This is a genomic window from Pseudomonas weihenstephanensis (assembly GCF_001043055.1).
Lineage (GTDB): Bacteria > Pseudomonadota > Gammaproteobacteria > Pseudomonadales > Pseudomonadaceae > Aquipseudomonas > Aquipseudomonas weihenstephanensis.
The window spans coordinates 166,733-188,722 of sequence record NZ_JYLF01000002.1; the positions used below are offsets into that span (position 1 = coordinate 166,733).

The 21,990-nt window shown below is 57.5% G+C and carries 16 protein-coding genes; 6 read left to right on the forward strand and 10 right to left on the reverse strand.

The features are described 5' to 3' along the window. Positions 1–49: 49 nt before the first annotated feature. The 3 genes from TU86_RS05000 to TU86_RS05010 all read right to left on the reverse strand — a co-directional run bounded on the left by TU86_RS05000 (position 50) and on the right by TU86_RS05010 (position 1,423). Positions 50–475: a MerR family transcriptional regulator gene (locus tag TU86_RS05000; RefSeq protein ID WP_048363202.1), complete on the reverse strand. Its 426-nt coding sequence runs from the start codon at positions 473–475 to the stop codon at positions 50–52. 36 nt (positions 476–511) lie between these two features. Beyond that, positions 512–1,087, reverse strand: coding sequence for an NAD(P)H-dependent oxidoreductase (locus TU86_RS05005; protein WP_048363203.1), 576 nt, complete (start codon positions 1,085–1,087; stop codon positions 512–514). Positions 1,088–1,165: 78 nt separating this feature from the next. Continuing rightward, on the reverse strand, positions 1,166–1,423 hold the full coding sequence (locus TU86_RS05010) for a YebG family protein (protein ID WP_048363204.1): 258 nt from the start codon (positions 1,421–1,423) through the stop codon (positions 1,166–1,168). Positions 1,424–1,680: 257 nt separating this feature from the next. Between TU86_RS05010 and TU86_RS05015 the strand changes: the two genes are divergently transcribed. Continuing rightward, positions 1,681–2,181 (forward strand): phosphate-starvation-inducible protein PsiE, encoded by a 501-nt coding sequence (locus TU86_RS05015; protein ID WP_048363205.1) that lies wholly within the window; start codon positions 1,681–1,683, stop codon positions 2,179–2,181. A 77-nt stretch (positions 2,182–2,258) separates the two neighbouring features. On the opposite strand, the gene TU86_RS05020 is transcribed toward TU86_RS05015, so the two are convergent. From TU86_RS05020 to TU86_RS05035, 4 genes are all read right to left on the reverse strand, one after another. Next, positions 2,259–2,687, reverse strand: coding sequence for an HPF/RaiA family ribosome-associated protein (locus TU86_RS05020; RefSeq protein WP_048363206.1), 429 nt, complete (start codon positions 2,685–2,687; stop codon positions 2,259–2,261). A 203-nt stretch (positions 2,688–2,890) separates the two neighbouring features. Continuing rightward, entirely contained in the window at positions 2,891–5,215 is a 2,325-nt protein-coding gene (fecA, locus tag TU86_RS05025; RefSeq protein WP_048363207.1) for a TonB-dependent Fe(3+) dicitrate receptor FecA, read from the reverse strand. Positions 5,216–5,325: 110 nt separating this feature from the next. Beyond that, entirely contained in the window at positions 5,326–6,291 is a 966-nt protein-coding gene (locus TU86_RS23835; protein ID WP_048363208.1) for a FecR domain-containing protein, read from the reverse strand. Beyond that, complete coding sequence (locus tag TU86_RS05035; protein WP_048363209.1) at positions 6,288–6,776, reverse strand: sigma-70 family RNA polymerase sigma factor; 489 nt, start codon at positions 6,774–6,776, stop codon at positions 6,288–6,290. The genes TU86_RS23835 and TU86_RS05035 overlap by 4 nt, the downstream gene beginning before the upstream one ends. Before the next feature lie 184 nt (positions 6,777–6,960). On the opposite strand from TU86_RS05035, the gene TU86_RS05040 reads away from it, so the two are divergent. The 3 genes from TU86_RS05040 (at position 6,961) to TU86_RS05050 (ending at position 11,110) form a co-directional block, all read left to right on the forward strand. After that, positions 6,961–7,515 carry an RNA polymerase sigma factor gene (locus TU86_RS05040; protein ID WP_048400158.1) on the forward strand — a complete coding sequence of 185 codons (555 nt, stop codon included), beginning with the start codon at positions 6,961–6,963 and terminating at the stop codon, positions 7,513–7,515. Beyond that, positions 7,512–8,501 (forward strand): FecR family protein, encoded by a 990-nt coding sequence (locus TU86_RS05045; RefSeq protein WP_048363211.1) that lies wholly within the window; start codon positions 7,512–7,514, stop codon positions 8,499–8,501. Before TU86_RS05040 ends, TU86_RS05045 begins: the two co-directional genes overlap by 4 nt. Positions 8,502–8,674: 173 nt before the next feature. Then, entirely contained in the window at positions 8,675–11,110 is a 2,436-nt protein-coding gene (locus TU86_RS05050) for a TonB-dependent siderophore receptor (protein ID WP_048363212.1), read from the forward strand. A gap of 33 nt (positions 11,111–11,143) precedes the next feature. On the opposite strand, the gene TU86_RS05055 is transcribed toward TU86_RS05050, so the two are convergent. Beyond that, entirely contained in the window at positions 11,144–12,019 is an 876-nt protein-coding gene (locus tag TU86_RS05055) for an AraC family transcriptional regulator (RefSeq protein ID WP_048363681.1), read from the reverse strand. A 134-nt stretch (positions 12,020–12,153) separates the two neighbouring features. Here TU86_RS05055 and TU86_RS05060 point away from each other — a divergent pair, with 134 nt between their 5' ends. Next, entirely contained in the window at positions 12,154–13,059 is a 906-nt protein-coding gene (locus tag TU86_RS05060) for a DMT family transporter (protein ID WP_048363213.1), read from the forward strand. 1,014 nt (positions 13,060–14,073) lie between these two features. Continuing rightward, positions 14,074–19,593 carry an NEL-type E3 ubiquitin ligase domain-containing protein gene (locus TU86_RS05065; RefSeq protein WP_157395881.1) on the forward strand — a complete coding sequence of 1,840 codons (5,520 nt, stop codon included), beginning with the start codon at positions 14,074–14,076 and terminating at the stop codon, positions 19,591–19,593. A 45-nt stretch (positions 19,594–19,638) separates the two neighbouring features. Here TU86_RS05065 and TU86_RS05070 read toward each other — a convergent pair whose 3' ends face one another. Beyond that, a complete protein-coding gene (locus TU86_RS05070; protein ID WP_048363215.1) occupies positions 19,639–20,628 on the reverse strand; it encodes a 2-hydroxyacid dehydrogenase in 990 nt (329 codons plus the stop codon). 210 nt (positions 20,629–20,838) lie between these two features. After that, the gene (locus tag TU86_RS05075; protein WP_048363216.1) at positions 20,839–21,771 is read right to left on the reverse strand and encodes a LysR family transcriptional regulator; all 933 of its coding nucleotides are present in this window, start codon (positions 21,769–21,771) and stop codon (positions 20,839–20,841) included. Between the last annotated feature and the right edge of the window lie 219 nt (positions 21,772–21,990).

The window sequence follows — 21,990 nt, forward strand, 5'->3', positions numbered from 1 at the left end:
CCCCTCACAACCTGCGGTTTCCTCTGTTAATGCGCGCTACACCCGTTGGTCAGCGCGGCAAGTGCTGTGATTGGAGTTCAATCGGCCGCTGCGGGCAACGCGTGTCGTCAGCAAAACCGAGGCTCTGGACCGGCTGTTCTTGGTAAAAGGCTTCAAAGGCTTGCAGCCCCTCATACACGGTTTGCAGTGCTTGTATTTGCTGCATCACGGCCATTTTTTTATCCGCAATGGCCTTGTTTACTACGTCCCACGGTACTGTCTGGTCTGGCTGGTTTTTAAGAATCGCCTGCATTTCTTTAAGCTTGAAGCCCAGTTGTTGCGCGCATTTGATGAAGGTCAGGCGTTCAACGCTGTGCTCGGTGTACACCCTGTAGGCCCCCCGGCGTTGTGGGCGGGGTAATAACCCGATGGCTTCATAGTGACGAATGGTTTTGATGGTGGTGCCCGACAACTGAGCGGCTTTGCCGATGTACATGAAAAATCCCTTTCCAATCGAAGCGCCGGGTATCGCTTAACGCAATGCCAGGGCGCGGGCGTGTTGCAGCCAAGTCTGTCTTTTTGCGGGGGTGGAGTCGAGCAGGGGACCGAACGTCAGGGTCGCAAGTGGTTTGATACCGCAAAACGCCAGCGTGGTTTTGCGAATTTGATTCAGGCCGGGCATTCGATAAACCCACTTGTAGTACCAGGGCGGGGTGTCCATCGTTACCAGCAAATGGGCCGTGCGACCGGTGAGGAGTTTGGCGGGGAAGGGATTGCCTTTTTGGTATTTGAAGGCAAAGCCAGGCAGCAGCACGCGATCAAGAAAGCCCTTCAACAGGGCAGGTACACCGCCCCACCAGATGGGGAAAACCAACACCAGGTGCTCGGCCCAGGTGATGTCGGCTTGCGCATTGAGCAGGTCAGGCTCCAGCGGCTGAACCTGTCGATACCCTTCATGCAGCACAGGATCAAAACGCAACGCCCCAAGGCGCAGCACGCGTACCTCGTGGCCTGCGCGTGTAGCCGACGCAACATAACAGTCACTCAGTGCGCTACAAAAACTGTGGGCAGAAGGGTGGCCCAGAATCACCAGCACTCGCTTGCTCATTAAGACACCAACCACAAAGAGGGTCTTGCAGCGTAGAGCCTGCCCCTAGGGGGAGAGTCAAGCGAGTGCCGTGTGCGATTACTCGCTTGCGACCAGCAACTCGGAGAGTGCGTCGGGTTGACTCTTGAACGCCTTGGCAAACACATCGCGGTTTTTCGCCATGTAGATACCAGCTTCTTCAACTTGCTGCTCGCTCAAGGACGGCACAGCTTTTTGCAACACTTCAGCCAGCAACTCTGCCAGTTCAAGCATTTTGTCATGACGGTCAGCTTCGGCTTTATCCATGAACAAACGCTCCAGATCTCGGCTGCTGCGGTATACCACTTCGACGGCCATTTACCACCTCATATGCCTTCACGATAAGTTGTCTTGCGATTACTGTATTTATATACAGCTAAAAGGATAAGCCAATCGCCAGCATTTGAATAGCGGCTTTTTTACTCTAGCTGCAATTGGCGTGTGAAGCGGGGTACACGACGTGTCTAATAGCGGCCTGCCATCTTCTCATCCGTGGTGCTGGCCTTTTTTCTGCATGCAGAAAGTGTCATGAGCATCGCGGATGATCCGTTCGAGTCGTTTCAAGGAGCTGCATCGTGAAAGTGAATAAAGCCGAAAAGCTACGGCGCCAAGTGCATGAACTGGCTGAGTCGATGGGCAATTTGTTTGTCGAAACCTTCCATTACCTGGCGTTGTTCGCCATTGGTGCGGTCACGGCATGGGCTGCCGTGATGGAATTTCTGGGCATGGTGGAGAAGGGCAATATCTCCATCGATGACATCCTGCTGCTGTTTATCTACCTCGAATTGGGCGCCATGGTCGGGATTTATTTCAAGACCAACCACATGCCGGTGCGCTTCCTGATTTATGTGGCGATCACGGCGTTGACCCGTTTGCTGATTTCCAACGTGTCGCATCACAACCCGCCAGACATGGGTGTGGTGTATTTGACCGGCGCCATTTTGCTGCTGGCCTTTGCGATTCTGGTGGTGCGCTATGCCTCGTCGCAGTTCCCGTCGGTGAAGATCGAAAACCCGCACCGCAAGACCGGTGCTGGCTCCGGGGAGCACCCTGAGGTCGAGAAGGGCGAGCTGTAAACCCGGCACAGCAGTACAAAAAAGGGCGGGACTACCTGAGTAGTCCCGCCCTTTTTTAGTGCGTCTTGCCAGCTGAATCAGCTGATTTTGTCGAGTTCTTTTTCTTTTTCCAAAAACTCTTCTTCGAGCAAGTCGTCAGCGCTTTCTTTTAACTCTTCTTCACCAAAACCTTCAGCGGGCAGTTTCGCCGAAGGTTTGTTTCGCAGTTTGCCAAACAAGTGCTCAAGTGCGTGTTGCAGTTTTTCGGCAGCGCCCTCGATGGCTCGGTATACGGAGTCGGCGTCTTCAGAGACGATCAGTGGTTGATGACCTTTTGGGCGCGCTTCCATTTTGCAGCGCTTGTCGTTTGGCCCGGACTTGCCACCATTCTCATCACTCAGGAAAACATCGACACGTGTGATGTCATCTTCGAAACGGTCGAGCCTCTCTACAACAGTGGTCTTTACCCACTCCTCCAGTCGAACGTCATTGGTGATGTGTGTATCGCAATGGACCTGGATTTGCATAGTGCTTCCCTTATTTCAGCGTGCTCGTGTGAGGTCTGACGGCCTTGAGTGGACAAAGGTTCATCGTCATCGCTCAGTTACAGTGTTTGAGCCGATGGACAAATATTTCAAGCTCTATTTTCAGGAAAGATCATATGCCGTGATCGGCGTCAGTCTTCGGTTTGTAGGAAAGGCCCGTGGGTGCGGGCCTTTGCCGATTTATATCAAAATGCGACAGATGTCTGCACGTACACCGTGCGCGGCTCCCCCACGTATTTGCCCTTGTTGTTGTCGTCAAACGAGCGGGTGAAGTATTCGTGATTCAAGATGTTTTTAACCCCGACCGCGACGTTCAGGTCTGACAATTGATGCCCGAAGTCATAGCCCACGCGGCTGTTGAACAGCATGTAGCCGGGGATCTTTCCGGTGCTGCCGTCAGCACTTTCTTTACGGGTATTGGCGTTGTCAGCGAACTGGTCGGTCTGGTAGCTGCTGTCGAGGTTGGCTTTCCATTGGCCCTGGGTGTAACCGATACCCAATGTGCCTTTGTTTTTGGAGGAGAACGGCACACGATTGCCCTTGTTCGGGCCGTCTTCGCGGATGGTCGCGTCGACATAAGCGTAGGTGGCATACACGTCAAACCCTGCCAGCGCAGGGGTCAGGCCGTCCAGTGCGTAGTTCACACTGGCCTCGATGCCCTGGTGACGGGTTTTGCCGCGGGCGATCACCGTGTCGGTGGTCTGGTTGCTGTCGTATTGGTTGTTGAAGTTGATGAGAAACGCGCCGATCTCCGCCCGCAGGTTGCCATTGTCGTAGCGTGTGCCCAGCTCCCACGTGCGGGCTTTTTCTGGCTTGACTTCGCCGCCGCTGACCCGGTTCGGCATTTGGCTGTATTGCACGCTGCCGAACGAACTTTCGGTATTGGCGTAGATATTCCAGCTGTCTGTCACGTGGTACAGCACATTCAAGGCAGGCAGCGGGGTGTTGTAGTCGCCTTTGTATTTAACGTGGGTCAGCAGGTTGGTTTGCTCTTGCTCAATCATTTCGTAGCGAATGCCGGGGGTGAATGTCCACTGACCGATGTCGATCTTGTCATCGATAAAGAACGCATGGGCTTCGGTGGCGCCACGGGTGTCGCGGTCGTTGCGGCTGTTGGTGGTCGGTAACTGGTTGGCCGCAATCGGAGTGCGATAGCGCAACTCGTGACCGGCCTCACTGATATAGCGATACCCCACGCCGAATTCATGGGCCGTGTTGCCCAGATCAAAGCCTTGGGAGAAGCGAGTTTCAATGCCGCGCACCCAATATTCGCGGGGTGACAAGGACAGGAATGAACCCTGATCCAGATAGCCGCTGCGCAGGGTTTTGGTGAAGAAGCTGTTGACCGTGAATTCGCGGCGATCGTGCTGATAGCGATAACCGAAATTGACCAGGGTGCGACGGCCCCAGAATTTGTCGTTCGGGCGTGTCGACTGATACGGGTCTGCTTTGTAGTCCGCTGTACTCAGGCCGCCCGGCATATCGGCTTCGCCGTCGTAGTATTGCGCCATCGCGTGCAGGCTATTGGCGTCATCGATGGGGTAGTTGCCTTTGAGAATCAAGTCATCGATGCGCGTGTCGCTGTGTTCGCGCCAGTCGCCGCCGCGTGTGCCGGAATAAATCAATGCACCACCCAGCCCGTTGTCGGCCGTGCCGCCGGCCAGCAGGTTGCCGGTGGTCTTGAAACCGTCATGGCTGGACGACGGGCTGGTCTCGGTCTGGAAACCGGCCTTGACCGTCGGCTCGTCGGGAATGGCGCGAGTCACGAAGTTGACGATGCCGCCTACGTTCTGCGGGCCATAGCGCACCGCGCCGCCACCGCGCACCACGTCGACGGCGTCCATGTTGCCCATGCTCACGGGCGCAAACGACAGTTGTGGCTGGCCATACGGGGCGAACGGCACCGGGATGCCGTCCATCAGCACCGTGGAGCGGGTGGCCAGGCGCGGGTTGAGACCACGAATGCCAAAGTTCATGGCCATGTCATGGCTGCCAGTGCCGTTGTTTTCCGGGGCGTTGACGCCGGGGATGCGGTTCAGCACCTCACGGGCCGAGGTGGCGCCCTGGCGTTCGAAGTCTTCGCGGCGGATCACGTCACGTGCACCGGGGTGTTCGAACACGTCCGTCTGTGCGGCGTCACCCAACCAGTCGCCGACCACACTGGAGGCGCCCAACTCAATGCTGGCGCGGGTCACCGGTTGCAGGCTGAACGCGCCTTGGCCCTCAGCGCGGGCTTGCAGGCCAGTGCCTTCGAGCAAGGCTTGCAAGCCTTGCTCCGGGCTGTAGTTGCCTTCCAGGCCACGGCTCTGAATGCCACTGGCGGTGGACGAACCAAATGAGATCAGCACCCCGGCTTCGCGACCAAACTGGTTCAAGGCCGCTTCCAGTGAGGTGGGCGCGATGTGATAGGCCCTGGCCTCGGCAAACGCCATGGGTAAGGCACCCAGAGTGAGACTGGCACCTAACACTAAACGGGCCAGGCAGGTGAGACGCGAAGGCTGAACGGGCATGAAGTGGTCCTGAGAAGATGAGAATCGAAGTGGCTTACCTTCTCTGTCACGCCAGATGTGAAATCAGCTCAACCGCGCAAAAATAAATCGCACCGTGCGCCAATGAGGGGCTAAACGTTGGATTCAACCGTGACCCAATAGCGGGTAAAGCGCCTGACCCGTACCGGCAGGCTGAGGGGCAACACATCGAGCACGCGCTCGGTATCGTCAATCGGGTAAGTGCCGGAGATCAGCAGGTTGGCGACTTTAGGGTCGCAGTTGAGCTGACCACGACGGTAGCGCCCCAGCTCGGCGAGAAAGTCGCCTAAACGCATATGCGCGGCCACCAGCATGCCGTCGACCCAGGCGCCACTGCCTGCATCCAGTGCGTGCGTCGCATTCCACGCCTTTGCGGTGAAACTCACTTGCTGGCGAGCCTCGACCACCAGCGCACCGCCGCTGTGCGCCACAGGCGATAGTGTTACCTGCCCTGCAAAGACCGCCAATTGAGTGTGGTCACGCAACTGGCGCACATTGAATCGCGCGCCTTGGGGCTGTAAAAGACCGTGCGCGGTCACAACCTGCAACGGGCGCGGATCGTCAGCCACGGTCAGTTGCATCTCGCCTTCAAGCAAACGAATCAGCCGCTGTTGTGCGTCAAAGGTCACGTCCACCGCGCTGGCGGTGTTGAGCTGGATCTGGCTGCCATCCTGCAACGTCACCGTGCGGCGTTGACCCACCGGGCTACTGTAATCGGCCAACAGAGGCGTGATGGGCAGTTGTTGGCGCAGGCCATAAGTCACGGCCGAGCCTGCCCCCACTAGCAGCAACACTTTGAGGGCTTGGCGCCGAGTGTTGCTTTTAGGCGCGTTCAGGGCGGCGTGGGCGAGGGGCGAATGCAACCCGCGCAGGCGCTGATTGACCCGTTGAATGTGATCCCACGCACGCTGATGTTCGCTGTGAGCGTCTAGCCAGTGCTCCCACGCCTGCTGACGACGCGGGCTGAGTGCACCGCCCTGCATTTCGACCAGCCAGCTCACCGCTTGCTCAGCCACCTGCGGCGCGATATCCGGGGGATTGTTGAATGTGCCGTTCATAAAGCGAAATAGCAGCGCAGGGCGGCTTTGTTCAAATGACGTTTGACCGTCGCAATGGAAATGCCCAGTTGCGCGCCGATCTGCGCGTAGCTCAGGCCATCGAGTTGCGCCAGCAAAAACGCGCGTTTGACCGGGGAGGGCAGGCCGTCGAGCAATTGGTCCAGCGCCACCAGGGTTTGCAGGATGATTGCGCGTTCTTCTTCACTCGGCGCGACGGCTTCGGGGAGATCGGCCAGGGCTTGCAGGTAGGCGCGCTCCAGGTCCTGGCGACGGTAGTGATTAAACAGCACGCGCTTGGCGACGGTGGTCAAAAACGCGCGCGGCTCGGTCAGGGTCGGGGTTTCGCGCGCCGTGAGCAGGCGCATGAACGTGTCCTGAGCCAGGTCAGCGGCGCTTTGCGGGCAGCCAAGCTTGCGCCGCAACCAGCCTGTGAGCCAGCTGTGGTGGTCCACATACAGGACCTCAACGTGATTTGACGGCGACAACCAACACTCCGACTGCGCTAAAAACGCTTTAGAGAACAAGAATTGTTCGCATTGTAGGGGTGTGTGATTGCATTGGGCAATCACCCTTGATCAGCAACGTGCGTGCAGGCCGTCATCTGCTTTTGCATATGAGAATATTTATCATTAGTATCGCTTTCCTTTTGAACATCTGCTTGCGACGCCCATGAATCCTCCCGACCTTCAGGAAGGCCCCGACAGCGAATCGCGCCATGGACGTGCGCATTTCCTGCAGGTTTTTTTATCCCAACGCTTGCAAATGGAAGCGCTGGTCAGCCGCCGCGTGGGTTGTCGTGCGACGGCAGCTGATTTGGTACAGGACTTATTTGTGCGTTTTTGGCGCCGCCCTCTGGTGCAGGTCGAAGAGCTGGGCACCTACCTGCTGCGGTGCGCGGGCAACATCGCTATTGATCATTTACGCCGTGAAGGCTCGCGCGGGCGAATCAACCAGCAGTGGCAGACTGAACCCGATAGCCACGGCTGTGAGCCGCAGGCAGCGCTTGAGGCGGGCAACGATTTACGTCAGGTCGAAGCCGCGTTGCGCACCTTGCCCGAGCGCACGCGGCATATCTTTTTGCTTAATCGCATTCATGGCCGTACCTACGCCGACATCGCCAAGGTCATGGGCGTGTCCCAAAGTGCCGTCGAAAAACATATGATGCGCGCCCTTGAAGCCTGCAAGGCCAGCTTGCGTGAGCCACCGACAGGGACAGCGCCGTGATCAACCGTTCGAACATCCCCATTACCGCTGAGCAAGAGCGCACGGCGCTGGCGTGGTTGAGCGTATTGCACGACCAGCCCGACAGCGGCGACCAGGCCACCTTCAGCCGTTGGTTACAGGCAGACCCAGCCCATGCCGAGGCCTACGCCCAGGCGCAAGTGGTGTGGGAATTGACCGAAGTCGCAGGTAGCCAGTTGGCTGATGAAGACGCGTTGGCGATGCAGCGTTACCTGTCAGCCATGAACGAATCCAAACGCAGTCGTGTGTGGCAGTGGTCCAGTGGGCTGGCCGTCGCCGCATGCCTGCTGCTGATGGTTGGCGTGTTTGCCGGGTGGCAGCCAGCACGCTGGGTCGATGATTTGGGCGCCGACTATGTGAGTGCGCCGGGGCAAGTGCGCACCATCACGCTGGTGGACGGTTCGCACATCACACTGGATGCCGACAGCGCCCTCGCGGTGAACTTCAGCGCTGGCGAGCGCCATGTGCAGCTGCGCCGTGGCGCGGCTTTTTTCCATGTCACCCACACGGGCGAGCCGTTTGTAGTCGATGCCCATGAGGGGCAAGCGCGGGTGCTGGGCACTGAGTTTGAAGTGCGTTTGCAGCCCACCGGTGCGCAAGTGACGGTGTTGTCCGGGCGGGTGGGTGTGACGGCTGGCAAAGGCGCGCCGCAGCAGATTCTCACCGCTGACCAGCAAGTGGCATACAGTGCCGGCGTTACGCAGACGCTGCATGCCGCGCACGCTAAAAGTCAGCTGGGGTGGCGAACCGGGTGGCTGACGTATGCAAAAACGCCGCTGGTAGACGTAGTGGCGGACCTCGAACGTTATTTTCCGGGGCACATTGTGTTGCTCAATGCCGAGCTGGGGCGTCGGCGTATCAGTGGCAGTTTCCCCAGTCGCGACCCGCAAGCGGTGCTGGATTCTTTGCAGAGCGTGCTGGGGTTTGAACAGCACAGCGTGCTTGGACGGGTGATTGTGTTGCGTTGACGCCTTCGCCCATCGCCATCCTCTCCTTTCGGGAGAGGATGGCGATGAGGGGAAAATCGTCACCGCGATTATTTTTTCAATCCTGGGTGAGGTAAACCCCTCGCCGATCCGTGTAGTGCTTGAAAATGCGAAAAATTCGCATTACGTAACAGGTCGACACACAGGTCATGAGCATGAAGTCCAAGGCAATGTCAGCGCCAAGCGGTTTGGTTAAACAGTGGTTAGGTGCGTCTGCGTTATTGATGGCCGGTCTGGCATTGGCCCCGTTGAGCGTGGCTGTGGCCGCAGAGGCCACCGCCCATCACACCGAGCGTGAATTTGCCTTCAACCTGCCTGCCGAATCCTTGCCTCAGGCGTTGAATGACTTCAGTCGGCTGACCGGCCTGAGCGTGGTCTACACCGACGAAGCACCGTATGGTTTGCAAGCCCCCGCGCTCAAGGGCCGCATGAGTGCCGAACAGGCATTGCTTACCTTGCTCGCGCAGTCTGGCTTCACGGCTCGACGCACAGACGCCCACACCTTCGCCCTCGAACCCGCGCCGACCGCAGGTGCCTTGAACCTGGGCGCCACCCGCATCACTTCGCTGGCGCACAACGACACCAGCTACCAGCCCCCCGCCGTGACCTCGGTGATGCGTGGGCAGGGCGACACCCTGCAAATCCCACACACCATTAACGTGGTGGCAGCGCAGGTGATCCGCGATCAGGTGCCGCGCAATCTGGACGATGCACTGAACAACATCAGCGGCATCACCCAGGGCAACACGCTGGGCAGCACCCAGGACTCCGTGATGAAACGCGGCTTTGGCGACAACCGCGACGGCTCGATCATGCGCGACGGCATGCCGCTCGTGCAGGGGCGCGCATTGAATGCCACCGCCGAGCGAATCGAAGTGCTCAAAGGCCCGGCCTCGTTGTTGTATGGCATTCAGGACCCCGGCGGGGTGGTCAACGTGGTGAGCAAAAAACCGCAACTGGAGCAGTACAACGCCCTGACGGTGCGCGGCTCAACTTACGGCTCGGGAAAAAACGGCAGCGGTGGCAGCTTTGATAGCACCGGCGCGCTGGGGGATTCGGGGCTGGCGTATCGCATGATCGTTGATCACGAAGATGAGGATTACTGGCGCAATTTCGGCACGCACCGCGAGACCCTGATTGCCCCGTCGCTGGCGTGGTACGGCGACACGACCCAAGTGTTGCTGGCTTACGAACACCGCGAGTTCCTGTCGCCGTTTGACCGGGGCACCGCCATTAATCCTGCGACCAACCACCCGTTGGACATTCCGGCCACACGTCGTCTGGACGAGCCGTTCAACAACATGCAAGGACGCTCGGACCTGTACCGCTTTGAAGTCGATCACGACCTTAACGATGACTGGAAAACCCACTTCGGCTACAGCTGGAACCGCGAAACCTACGACGCCAGCCAAGTGCGGGTCACGGCGGTCAACCCGAAGACCGGCACCCTCACGCGCAAAATGGACGGCACTCAAGGCGCAATCACCACTGATCGTTTTGCCACGCTCAGCCTGCAAGGCAAGGTGCAGGCGGCAGGTATGCAGCATGACGTGGTGTTCGGGCTGGACGATGAATACCGCAAGATTTACCGCGCCGATTTAATCCGCCAAACCAGCCAATACCCCTTCAGCTACCTCAACCCGGTGTATGGCCGTGAAGTGGCCGGCACCACCGTCAGCGCCAGCGACAGTAACCAGACCGACCTGCTGCGCAGCGATTCGCTCTTTATGCAGGACTCGATTCACCTTACCGACCAATGGATTTTCGTCGCAGGCGGGCGCTTCCAGAAGTACGACCAGTTGGCGGGCAAAGGTCGCCCGTTTACTGCCAACACCGACAACAACGGTCAGAAGTGGATCCCGCGTGCCGGGCTGGTGTATCGCTACACCGACGAGCTGTCGTTCTACACCAGCTACACCGAATCGTTCAAACCCAACTCCACCATCGCCCCGCTGACCAGCGGCGTGGTGCTGGACTCGGCCATCGCACCTGAGCAGTCCAAGTCTTGGGAAGTGGGGGCCAAGCTGGACATGCCGGGGCGCATCACCGGCACCGTGGCGTTGTATGACATTAAAAAACGCAACGTACTGGTGTCCACCACCGTGGGCGAAGACACGGTGTATTCAGCGGCGGGCGAAGTTCGTTCGCGGGGCCTGGAGCTGGACGTCAGTGGCCAGCTCAGCGACCAATGGAGCCTGATTGGCAGCTACGCCTACACCGATGCCGAGGTGACCAAAGACCCGGTCTACAACGGCATGCGCCTGCAAAACGTGGCCAAAAATAGCGGTTCACTGTCGGCCGTGTATGAGGTCGGCAGCGTGTTTGGCGGCGATCAATTGCGTCTCGGTGCGGGTGCGCGGTATGTCGGCGAACGTGCAGGGGACGCGCTCAACGACTTCGACCTGCCGGGCTACACGGTGGCCGATGCGTTTGCGACCTACGACACGCAGGTAGAAGGGCAAAAGGTCAAATTGCAACTCAACATCAAAAACCTGTTCGACCGCACTTACTACACCTCGGCGGCCAGTCGCACCTTCGTTTCGATGGGCGACTCGCGGCAAGTGTCCGTGGCCAGCACGCTGGAGTTTTAACTCACTGCGCCGCCTTGGGCAGCGACTGCGGGTTTATGGCCTGAACGCCGCGCGGTACTCGCCCGGCGTACCGCCCAGCGTGTGTTTAAACCGGTTGGTGAAGTGGCTGGCGCTGGCGAAACCGCAGCTCAGCGCGATTTCGCCCAATGCCAGCGAGCTGTGCCGCAGTAATGAGCGCGCTCGACTCAAGCGCCGTGCCAGCACGTATTGATGCGGTGCCACACCAAAGCTTTCACGAAACATACGCGCAAAGTGATAAGGCGACAGCGCGCACTGCGCCGCTAGCTGGCCGATGCTTAACGGCTCGGCCAGTTGCTGTTCGATGGTGTCCACCAACTGGCGGCGCTGATACGCCGCCAGTCCGCCCTTGAGTTGCAAACCCTCGCGTAACCCCACCTGGCTCAGTACGGCGTGGTCGAGCAATTCGTTGGCCAGGCTGCTGGTGAGCATGCGCTCGCCCGGTTCAGTCCAGTTCATCTTCAGTAATTGATGAAAGCGCAAGGTTTGCTGCGCATCGTCCAGAAACGTGTATTCACGCAATTGCAGGGTGCGCGGTTCTTTATCGAGCAGGCTGATGCAACCGAGGGCGAATTGCGCCTGACTGACATACACATGGGCCAGACGGATTTCGCCATTGATGACCCATGCCGATTGGTGCTCGGCAGGCAACACGCACAGTTTGCCCGGTGCCCCTCGGGCGCTGGGTTGCTCACGCCGAAACGTACCGGTGCCGCCCGAGATGTAGCACGACAGGGTGTGATGGGTGGGCGCTTCATAGTCGCGGGCATCGTGATGGTTGGTCCACAAAGCGGCGGCCATACCGTCACCCAGCTCGGCGCAGTGCTCAAGGCGAGCATTGGGCGAGCGGCTCATGGACTGAAACACTTGCAGGGTGTCGAACGCGGTCATGGTCATTTCTCCAACGCCTTGCATCCTACGCTGCCTTGTCAGCGCCGCCAGCCCCCGAGCGACAAAAGCGCAAGAATCTGCAAGTGCCCGGGCAGGGCGCCATTCACACTGAAGGTCATCTTCAGGAGCGTGCCATGAACCTATCTTTGTATCTTTTGACCGTGCTGATTTGGGGCACCACTTGGCTGGCGCTCAAGTTGCAGTTGGGGGGGGTGGCGATCCCCGTGTCGATTGTGTACCGCTTCGGTCTGGCGGCGCTGGTGCTGTTTGTGTTGCTGCTGCTCACGCGCAAATTGCAGGTGATGACCCGGCGCGGGCACCTGATTTGCCTGGCGCAGGGGGTGTGCCTGTTTTGTGTCAACTTCATGTGTTTTTTAACGGCCAGTCAGTGGGTGACCACCGGTTTGATTGCCGTGGTGTTTTCTACCGCGACGCTGTGGAATGCGCTGAATGCGCGGATTTTCTTCAAGCAAAAAATCGCCCGTAACGTGTTGCTCGGCGGTGGTTTGGGGTTGCTGGGGCTGGGTTTCTTATTCTGGCCGGAACTGAGTGCCCATACCGCGACCCCGGACACCTTGCTCGGGCTGGGCCTGGCCTTGCTTGGCACGATGTGTTTTTCGGCGGGCAACATGCTGTCGAGCCTGCAACAGAAGGCCGGGCTTAAACCGCTGACCACCAACGCGTGGGGCATGCTTTACGGTGCCAGCCTGCTGGCGCTGTACTGCGTATTTAACGCCATTCCCTTCACCATGGAATGGAACACCCGTTACATCGGTTCGTTGTTGTACTTGGTCATACCGGGTTCGGTGATTGGCTTTACCGCGTATTTGACCCTGGTTGGGCGCATGGGGCCGGAGCGGGCCGCCTATTGCACGGTGCTGTTCCCGTTGGTGGCGCTGAACGTATCGGCGTTCGCCGAAGGTTATCAATGGACAGCACCGGCCTTGGCGGGGCTGGTGCTGGTGATGCTCGGCAACGTGCTGGTGTTTCGCAAACCCACGCGTGTCATGCCCGACGACAAGGCGGCCCAGTTGGCGTAACGAGTTGTCATAGGTCGTACATATCTAACGTTTTACGCCGGCTCAGGTCGTTAATCTCAAGGTTTATCACCCTGAGTACGCCCTATGACCCTGTCAGCCAATGAAGCTCTCCCTCTGTTTACTTCTGAGTCAGAGTGGGTAGATGGTCGCGTGTTGGATATGTTGCGTCAGTCAATCACCGTTCAACTGGCCTCACTTACACAGGCAGAGCAACGTCGATACCGTCAGCTTGTGCGCCAGCATTTGACGTCGTTAAACAACCTTGAAAAAGAAGATCAGGCGATCAAGGAGGCATTCAAAACCCGAGGTGCGGGATTGATTCGGGCTCGACTGTTAGCGTTGACGGGCAAAGACCTAGACCCTCATAAGGTCTATATACACACCCGGTTTCTCTATATACCAGAACGGTTCTCTGCGTTGGCGACGCGATTAAAACGCTCCTCCGGCGCAGCAGAGGATGAAAGCGACGTAGACGTTTTGCCTGAGCCGCAGCCGATTCGTGATGAACATGCGCCTGTGGTTCATGTCCTTAGCATGAGCCTGTGGCAAGCCGCCTGTATGAACTTTGGTTTCCTGTCTTATTTCGCCAGTTTCAGAGGCGGCAGCCTGATAAACGCCAGCTATATCAATGCCTCTAAGGGCACTGACTTTCGGCACCCTCAAATCCCCGAAAGTATTGATTCAACTTCAATTATCTCCGTCAGAACATTTGTTGACGTGGCACGCGCGCTGAACCTGGGGATGAAACTTCGAGAGCAACTTGAGGTTTCAATGGCCGAAGGCGCAAGTTTGCAGACGCTTTTGCGCACGTATACAAAAGCCCACCTACAGTTTTGCTTAATGGAGCTATACCGAACGTCTGCGCGCTCGCGCAGCGCGAGAACGGATATCCAGGCCCTCAGTGACGTGCTTGTTAACCCATTGGGCCGATTGCGTGTCACCCCTATCGTCCTGACAAAAAAGTTTAAAGTGGCGGAGTATTGGTTGGGTCATGGTTTTCGTCCGCAAAGCGGAATGACTATCTCGAACCGTCCCGCGCCTGAATTTGAGTGGGAAGAGCATCACATTACTATTCCGCTCTATCAGATTGAGTATGTGGGCGGGCAGGGGCTGTTCAGTTTTTTCCCAGGGCGTCCAAACGGTGAGTTGCGTTTGCACGCCAATCAACGCCAATTGATTGCCGATTTCAGGGCTCAACTGCTCAAGGCCCGCGCGGACAATATGTTGGATTGGTTTGAGGCGCATTTGACCGCTCCCTTCTACGAGAAGCTGACCGAGGTTATTCCCGACGTCATTGACGCCACTCACTTCAACTTCGTTGGCAGACTGCCCAGCATCAAACGTGGCTGGATCGCCTTCGACGAGTTGGGGTTCAAGCCAATGAGTGTTCGTACCTCGCTGGAAGAGACGCTGTACACCTTCACCCGCGAGCAATACCTCTACCGCCTCACGCAAATGGCAGTAGAAAGGTCGGTCAAGGATTGGGAAGACGTGGTGACGATGGCCAGCACGTTGCTTGACGAAGTGTCGAGTCTCTTGTTGATCCCGATCCCCGGCGCGACAACGGGATTGTCGCGGGCGATTAAATTTTTATTTCTCGGTGCGACGGCGCGTAATGTCTTCGGCGCATTACAGCAAGCTAGCCAGGGCAACCATGCGGGTCTGGCTCAGACGCTGGTCGATGCGCTGGATATTCTGATTACCTCAGTGTTGCACTCAAAAGCAGGGCGACTGGCGCACCGCAGGCACTTAAACGTGTTGCAAAGCATGGGGCAGCCCCGACCCTATGCTCGCAGTGACGGGACCACCGATTTATGGATGAGCGATCCGGCCCGCTTTGCAGCCGTACCTCAGGACGTCACACACAATATGGCGCCCGATGAGCACGGTATTTACCGGCACGCCGGGCGTGATTATGTGTGGATTGAAAAGGACGGCCTTAAATCGGTCGTTGAGGTTGTTCGCAATCCACAAGGCACATGGCAAGCCATCGCCAGCGCAGCACCGGCGTCATATCGACCGCAAGTGGTGTGGGATAGCACACAACGGCGCTGGTCCTTAAAAGCCTATGACCTGAGTGCCTTAAGCGATGCCCAATTTTTGCGCATGATGACGCTTGATTTGACCGAGCAATCGGCCAGCGTCGCGCTGGGTATCAGCGCTGTGACGCGCGACCAGTTGCAAGGCATGTGGGCGGGTGGCACGGCTCCACCGTCATTGGTCGATGCGGTCACCCGAGCCCAGGCAGATAGGTTGCTCGAGCACTGTTCGCAAAGTTTGAAAGATGACGCCTCGGCTTTATCCGTTATTGAGCGGCCTGTGCTGGCGTTAATGACGCAACTTGACTATTGGCCTAAAGATAAGCGTCTGCGTGTGTTTGACCACGACGGTCATTTGAACGAGGTCTATGGCCAGTCCTGGCGAGCGGGCGACGGATCCAACACGTTGGACATCAAACGTCTGGATGACGGCGAGCTTGTATTGAATTCGCCTTCAGTCCTCAATGCCTTTGGTGAGGATTTTTTTAGCGCGGTCATCCGGGAGCTCTCGTTACCGACCACTAAAGCACAGATGCTCCAGTTGCTCTCAACACAACTCATTACCCATAAAGCCGCATTATTCAATGCCCTGACCCTCAACCATGGCCGTCTCCCGCCAAGTGGTGTGGCAAGCAGCCTGGACCTCAATTTTCTCCCGCTGGAGTCCCCAAGGAAGGTGCCGGAGTTGCCCGTTATCCGCACGCTACGGGATTTGCATGTGGGTCTGTCACAGGCTCGATGTGCTGAATTAATACGGTCTTTTCCCGAGCTTGTGCGTTACATGGCCCACCTTGATGAGAGCCGTACACCGCGTGTCGCCTCTGAGATTTACCACCTGCCTGAAACGCTATACAACGCGATCCGCCAGGCCATCTTCACGGCCCGGGTCGAGCGCATGCTGGATGGTATTTACTACCCGCGGGTGTTTAACCCGGATGTAGATCAATGGTCTCGCCTCACCAGTGCAGCGTTGATCAAAGAGTGGCAGGGCGCGGAGTTGATCATTGACATGAGCGCTATCGACAAGGGGGCCGCTCCCTACAAATACAGCAACACGGGGTGGGTGATTATCGACCATGGCCGCGGCAAGTACTCCGCTTATGACACGCACACCCATGCGCCTATCCCGGCGATAGAGGGCCCGGACAGCTTTTTTGAAGCATTGATCGCGGGGTATAAACCCTCTCCCCTGCACGAAAGACGGCTCAGTGATCACATGTTAACGGTACAAGGCTGGCGTACAGCCGTGTTCAAGCGGCTTATAGGCCAACGAACCGCGCAGGGGTTCATTGATCCCAAGCGGCCACAAGTAAAGAGTTATGCACTGAAGGATGCAAGGGTGATAGCCGATGTGCAGCCTGACAACCAAGGGCAGTACACCCTTGATAATGCTTCGGCCATCGTCATTGACGCTCACTGCTATGAAGTGCAGCGGCCCTTCAATGGCGTAGTCACTTCAATCATTGATCCCGACAGTTTTGCCAAGGCACCGATACGTGCCTATGGCAACGGCGCCGGGGCCTGGCGTCATCAATTTGAGCAGCCAATGGAGTGGGACGGACAGTATTTGTTCAGGCGTTTGGGGTATGACGCCTCGCACTTTGACTCCGACCAAATCACGGCCATTTTGCACACCAGCGGTACGAGCGAAGAGATGCTCAGGCGCGTGCACGTCAACCATGAAAAACCGCCGCCTTTATTGGTCGATACACAGCAGCGATTCAAGCTCGTGCGCAGCCTTGAGAGCTTGCTGTCTAAAGCGGCTGGCGATGTTGACGGCTCATTTCTCAACGACATCACCGACGCGTTTGAGGGGGCGCAACAGCAGGGCGTTATGGCGGCTTTAACCTTTGAGCAGTTACAGGCATTCAGGCAGCTACTAAAACCGGGTGACCTCTTTTATGACGTGCTGACCCAAACCCCGAATAAAGTGGTGAATGCCCATGTGCTTTACCACTATCTAACCCGATCTGACGGTCTCATTACCCCCGCTCTGTTTGACCTCATCGATCAACTTTCCGAGCGCCAGCCTGACCCTGGCGTGGCATTAATCAAACGTGTTTACCCGAGCCTGCCTGGCTGCATCGCCGCAGACCTGGTGGGAAGTGCGAAAGCGTTTGAAGTTGCGCAGATGAAAAATCAGGGGCATGTGCCTTTGCGTTTGGCGCAAGAGGCGCGATGGTATGGACGGGAGCTGCGGATCAACCGCGCCATTGAAGGCTTTTATTTACCTGCTCTGCAAAATAACGACAGTGTGAAGTTAATGATGCACTGGCTCGCAAAGCTCCCCACGTGGCCAGCCAGCGTCAAGATCAACGTGCATGAAGACGCCCTTGGCGGGACCTTGATCAGTACGCTGGGGGCTGACAGTGCTGCTGTGCAGATCACGGTTTTGAAAACAAGGCAGGGCTGGAGCGCATCTCTGGTATCAGATGAGGCTGTCAGCGTCAGAGGGCCTGACCTTTTCAGTGTGCTATTAGCAGTCCTGCCCAATAACGAGCGTCAAGCATTGGGGGATACCGATGTGGGCGCAGCCGTTTTGCTCAAGGAGCAGTTGACGTTAAAAGCCGCCGAGAATCGTGATGTGGCGTTTCAAGCCCTGGGCATGGTTTTCCCCAAGCCGTGGTTTTCGCCTCCCCAACGATTGGCCGGCGGGCGTATCGGCTACACATTGAGTGGCCGGGGAGGCGCCACCGAGCGTTGGTCGGGCGATCTTTCATTAATCAGGCGTTATAAAAACCTGTACCCCGCCAGTCACCAGGGCGAGCCAGCGCGGGCCATTCAAAGAATGCGTGATCGCGGATTGAACATGGGCGTCGAATTTACTCGACTCGAAGCCGAGTTCGCTGTGTTGGAGCAGCAGCTGAAAGAGTGGGTGTCACAAAAAGTTGACTTTGAAACGTGGAACCTGAGTGCCAGTGACCACAAGGCCGAGATAGCCCGCGCACTGGTTCGCGCGTGGCGCAAAGAAACACCGGTCCTTACAAATGAAGACGGGGCGATTGTGGGGTACACCCTGAACCTGGAGGGGTGGCGGGTTGCTACCTTGCCAGTTCTGACGGCGAACTTTGGGCGCATCAGGCAACTGACCTTGAACGACACACGGGTCGGCGCCGGAATGGGGCAGGGAGTGACAGAAAATATCAATCAGTTCCTGCGTTGTTTCCCCGCGCTGAGTGTTTTGAAAATGGAACGCTGCATCCTGTCTCACTTTCCTGAGGCCATTGGTCAGCTTGACAACCTGACTGAGCTGTCCCTTTCCCACAATGCGATGCGTTTGGATGAAGCTAATTTAAATGCGTTAGCCCTGCTGATTCGGTTGCAGCGTCTGAACCTGCAAGGCTGTAAGTTATCGACGAAATTCGATGCCCAAAATCTGACAGCGTTGCGGGTATTAAACCTTGCCAATACCGAAACAACGACCTGGCCACTGGGCGCGTTGCAATTGCCTCACCTCACACGTCTGGATTTAACCGATAACCACATTCATGAGTTACCGCCCGCTGTACTGCTAGGTTCTGAGGCCATCAATCGCACTACCTTTTTGCAAGGCAACCCGTTGGAACCCGCTGCTTTGAGTGAGTTGCAGGCTTACCAGAGGCGCACCGGTATCAGTTTTGGTCTGCATCACAATGCCAGCCACCCATCACTACAGCCGTTTGACGCTGGGGTTTGGCTCAACGGGCTTGATCCTCGCGTAAGGACAGTCCGGCAGCAGGAATGCCAATTGCTGCAAACAGACCCTCAGGCAGAGGCCTTTTTTGAATGGCTTGGCCGGTTGACCACGACGGCTGACTTTACCAATGCCCCGCAGGATCTGGCCCTGCGTGTTCAGTCACTGCTCCACGCAGCCGCCCTTGACGAGGGCCTGCGCAGCGCACTCTTTGAATTGGCAGCCGAGCCCAGGCAATGCTGTGATTCAGTTTCGATGCTATTTAGCAGGCTTGAGCTGCACGTGCACGTCAGTGCTGCGCTGGCCTCTGATGATCCGGTCCAGGCTGAACTCAACCTAGCGCGCCTTATACGCGGGGAGTTTCGCGGGCATCAACTGGATCGGTTGGCAAGCGTGGAGGGTAGAAAAAGAGGCGGCACCGACGTGGTGGATGAGCTTGAAATCGCCCTTTATTACCGACTGCAATTAGCCGATGTGTTGCAGTTGCCGGCGCAACCTAAACACATGCGATTCAATACCCTTGGCACCGTAGATGCGCATGTAATTGAGCGGGCGCGAGATGCGGTGCTGGTTTTGGAGGGGGGCGAGTTAATGATCAATTACATGACGCTGAACCAGTTTTGGGTCGGCTTTTTAGAGAAACGTTACGCCGATCAGTTCAAAGCGTTGAATGCCGCAAAGGCTGAAATTGATTTTGAGGCAATGGGCGATACCGAGAACGAGCGCTACACCGCGACCGTGGGCAATTTTGAGAGCTGGAAGCGAGAGCGTCAGGTCTTGCTTAATGCCTTGACTCACACCGCGCTGGGCAAGTTGACGTGATTTAAAACAACCCCGGCGCCTTGTTATCAAGACGCCGGAGCCGCATCAGGCTGTCCACACCTGCGGGTTCACCAGATCCTGCGGACGCTCACCGAGCAATGCGCTGCGCAGGTTAGCCAGCGCACGATTGGCCATCGCTTCGCGGGTTTCATGGGTGGCCGAACCAATGTGCGGCAGGGTGACGGCGTTTTTGAGCTGGAACAATGGCGATTGAGCCAGTGGCTCTTTCTCGTACACATCCAGCCCGGCACCGCGAATCGTAGCGTTTTGCAGGGCCTGGATCAGTGCGGGTTCGTCCACCACCGGGCCACGGGAAATGTTCACCAGAATCGCGCTTGGCTTCATCAGTGCCAATTCGCGCTGGCCGATCAGGTGTTTGGTTTTGTCGCTCAATGGCACCACCAGGCACACGAAATCAGCTTCGGCCAGCAGTTGGTCGAGGCTGCGGTATTGCGCGGCCAACTCGTGCTCAAGCGCCGTCTTGCGGCTGTTGCCGCTGTAGATGATGGGCATGTTGAAACCGAAATGGCCACGGCGTGCCACCGCGGCGCCAATGTTGCCCATGCCGACGATACCCAGGGTTTTACCGTGCACATCGCACCCGAAAAGAGCGGGCGCAACGCTGGCTTGCCATTGACCGGCCTTGGTCCAGGCGTCGAGTTCAGCCACCCGGCGGGCGCTGCTCATGATCAGGGCGAAGGCCAGGTCGGCGGTGCTTTCGGTGAGCACATCGGGGGTGTTGGTGAGCATGATCCCGCGTTCGTTGAAGTAATCGACGTCGTAGTTGTCGTAACCCACCGACACGCTGGACACCACCTCCAACTGTTTGGCGTTTTCCAGTTGCTGGCGCCCCAATTTGCGACCGACGCCGATCAAGCCATGGGCGTGAGGCAGGGCGTCGTTGAACTGCTGGTTGATATCGCCGAGTTTGGGGTTGGGCGCGATGACGTTGAAGTCCTGTTGCAGGCGCTCGATCATCTCGGGGGAGACACGGCTAAAGGCGAGAACAGTTTTTTTGGTGCTGGGAAGGCTCATCGGAACAAGACTCATCGGCTGTCGGGAATGCAAGCACGCTAACATTCATGGCTGAAGATTGCAGCGCCTCAACCCCTCTCCCAGAGGGTGAGGGGGCTAAAAGCGGTCTTGTGTTCAGTGAAAAGGGGGCTAAAAGCGGGGCGCCAATGTCTGAAACACCACCTGTCTGCTCCCTCTCCCTCGGGAGAGGGTTGGGGTGAGGGCTGTGACTCAGCTATACGTCGCGAGTTCCGTCTGGTGCGCGGTCAAGATTTCTGGCAACGAACCACGCAGGTATTCCACCCACGTCTTGATCTTCGCATCCAGGTATTGGCGCGACGGGTAGATGGCGTACAGGTTCAGTTCTTGGGAGCGATATTTGGGCAGCATGCGCACCAGTGTGCCGTTGCGCAAACCGTCGATAGCCGCATACACCGGCAACACGCCCACACCCATGCCACTGGTGATCGCGGTTTTCATGGCATCCGCCGAGTTGACCAAAAACGGCGAGGTGTTGATCAACACCATTTCTTGACCTTCAGGGCCGTCGAACACCCATTTATCCAGCGGAATCACCGGGCTGACCAGCCGCAGGCAGGCGTGGTTGAGCAGGTCGCTGGGCTTGGTGGCGGTGCCGTTGGCTTTTACGTAACCCGGCGAGGCGCACACGATGCTGTAGGTAATGCCCAGACGCTGGGACACAAAACCCGAGTCCGGCAGTTCGCTGGCCAGCACGATCGACACGTCATAGCCTTCGTTGAGCAAGTCCGGCACGCGGTTGGCCAGGGTCAGGTCGAACGTCACGTCCGGGTGGGTCTTGCGATAGCGCGCAATGGCGTCGATCACAAAGTGCTGACCGATGCCGGTCATGGTGTGCACTTTCAGTTGCCCGGCAGGACGCGAATGAGCGTCGCTGGCCTCGGCTTCGGCTTCTTCTACATAGGCCAGTATCTGCTCGCAACGCAGCAAATAACGTTTACCGGCCTCAGTCAAAGCGATGCGCCGGGTGGTGCGGTTCAATAGTCGAGTTTGCAGGTGGGCCTCAAGGTTTGAGACCGCGCGCGATACGTTGGCGGTGGTGGTATCCAGCATGGCGGCGGCGGCCGTAAAACTTCCGGCTTCGGCCACGCAACTGAACGCGCGCATGTTTTGCAAGGTGTCCATGGGGTGCTCTCAGAGGGCAATAAAAGGGACAGCAACAAAGTAGGCAGCAACAAATTGTGACATGAAGTTTCAGTGTTTACCGAGGGTTATGCATTCGACCAACGGATTATCCTGATAACGGTAATAAAGATTCACAGTTATGCCAGCTTATCGTTGCGCCTGCCAACCCATAGACTTATCCGACTCAAGCCTCCTTCCCCTCATGCAGGAATTTGCAGC

What these genes read in the sequence shown, in the direction of transcription:
- TU86_RS05060 (WP_048363213.1), top strand. Translation starts at nt 12,154, where the DNA reads ATGAACCTATCTTTGTATCTTTTGACCGTGCTGATTTGGGGCACCACT.
- TU86_RS05075 (WP_048363216.1), bottom strand. Translation starts at nt 21,771, where the DNA reads ATGGACACCTTGCAAAACATGCGCGCGTTCAGTTGCGTGGCCGAAGCC.
- TU86_RS05000 (WP_048363202.1), bottom strand. Translation starts at nt 475, where the DNA reads ATGTACATCGGCAAAGCCGCTCAGTTGTCGGGCACCACCATCAAAACC.
- TU86_RS05070 (WP_048363215.1), bottom strand. Translation starts at nt 20,628, where the DNA reads ATGAGCCTTCCCAGCACCAAAAAAACTGTTCTCGCCTTTAGCCGTGTC.
- TU86_RS05010 (WP_048363204.1), bottom strand. Translation starts at nt 1,423, where the DNA reads ATGGCCGTCGAAGTGGTATACCGCAGCAGCCGAGATCTGGAGCGTTTG.
- TU86_RS05005 (WP_048363203.1), bottom strand. Translation starts at nt 1,087, where the DNA reads ATGAGCAAGCGAGTGCTGGTGATTCTGGGCCACCCTTCTGCCCACAGT.
- TU86_RS23835 (WP_048363208.1), bottom strand. Translation starts at nt 6,291, where the DNA reads ATGAACGGCACATTCAACAATCCCCCGGATATCGCGCCGCAGGTGGCT.
- TU86_RS05040 (WP_048400158.1), top strand. Translation starts at nt 6,961, where the DNA reads ATGAATCCTCCCGACCTTCAGGAAGGCCCCGACAGCGAATCGCGCCAT.
- TU86_RS05065 (WP_157395881.1), top strand. Translation starts at nt 14,074, where the DNA reads ATGACTATCTCGAACCGTCCCGCGCCTGAATTTGAGTGGGAAGAGCAT.
- TU86_RS05055 (WP_048363681.1), bottom strand. Translation starts at nt 12,019, where the DNA reads ATGACCGCGTTCGACACCCTGCAAGTGTTTCAGTCCATGAGCCGCTCG.
- TU86_RS05020 (WP_048363206.1), bottom strand. Translation starts at nt 2,687, where the DNA reads ATGCAAATCCAGGTCCATTGCGATACACACATCACCAATGACGTTCGA.
- TU86_RS05050 (WP_048363212.1), top strand. Translation starts at nt 8,675, where the DNA reads ATGAAGTCCAAGGCAATGTCAGCGCCAAGCGGTTTGGTTAAACAGTGG.
- fecA (WP_048363207.1), bottom strand. Translation starts at nt 5,215, where the DNA reads ATGCCCGTTCAGCCTTCGCGTCTCACCTGCCTGGCCCGTTTAGTGTTA.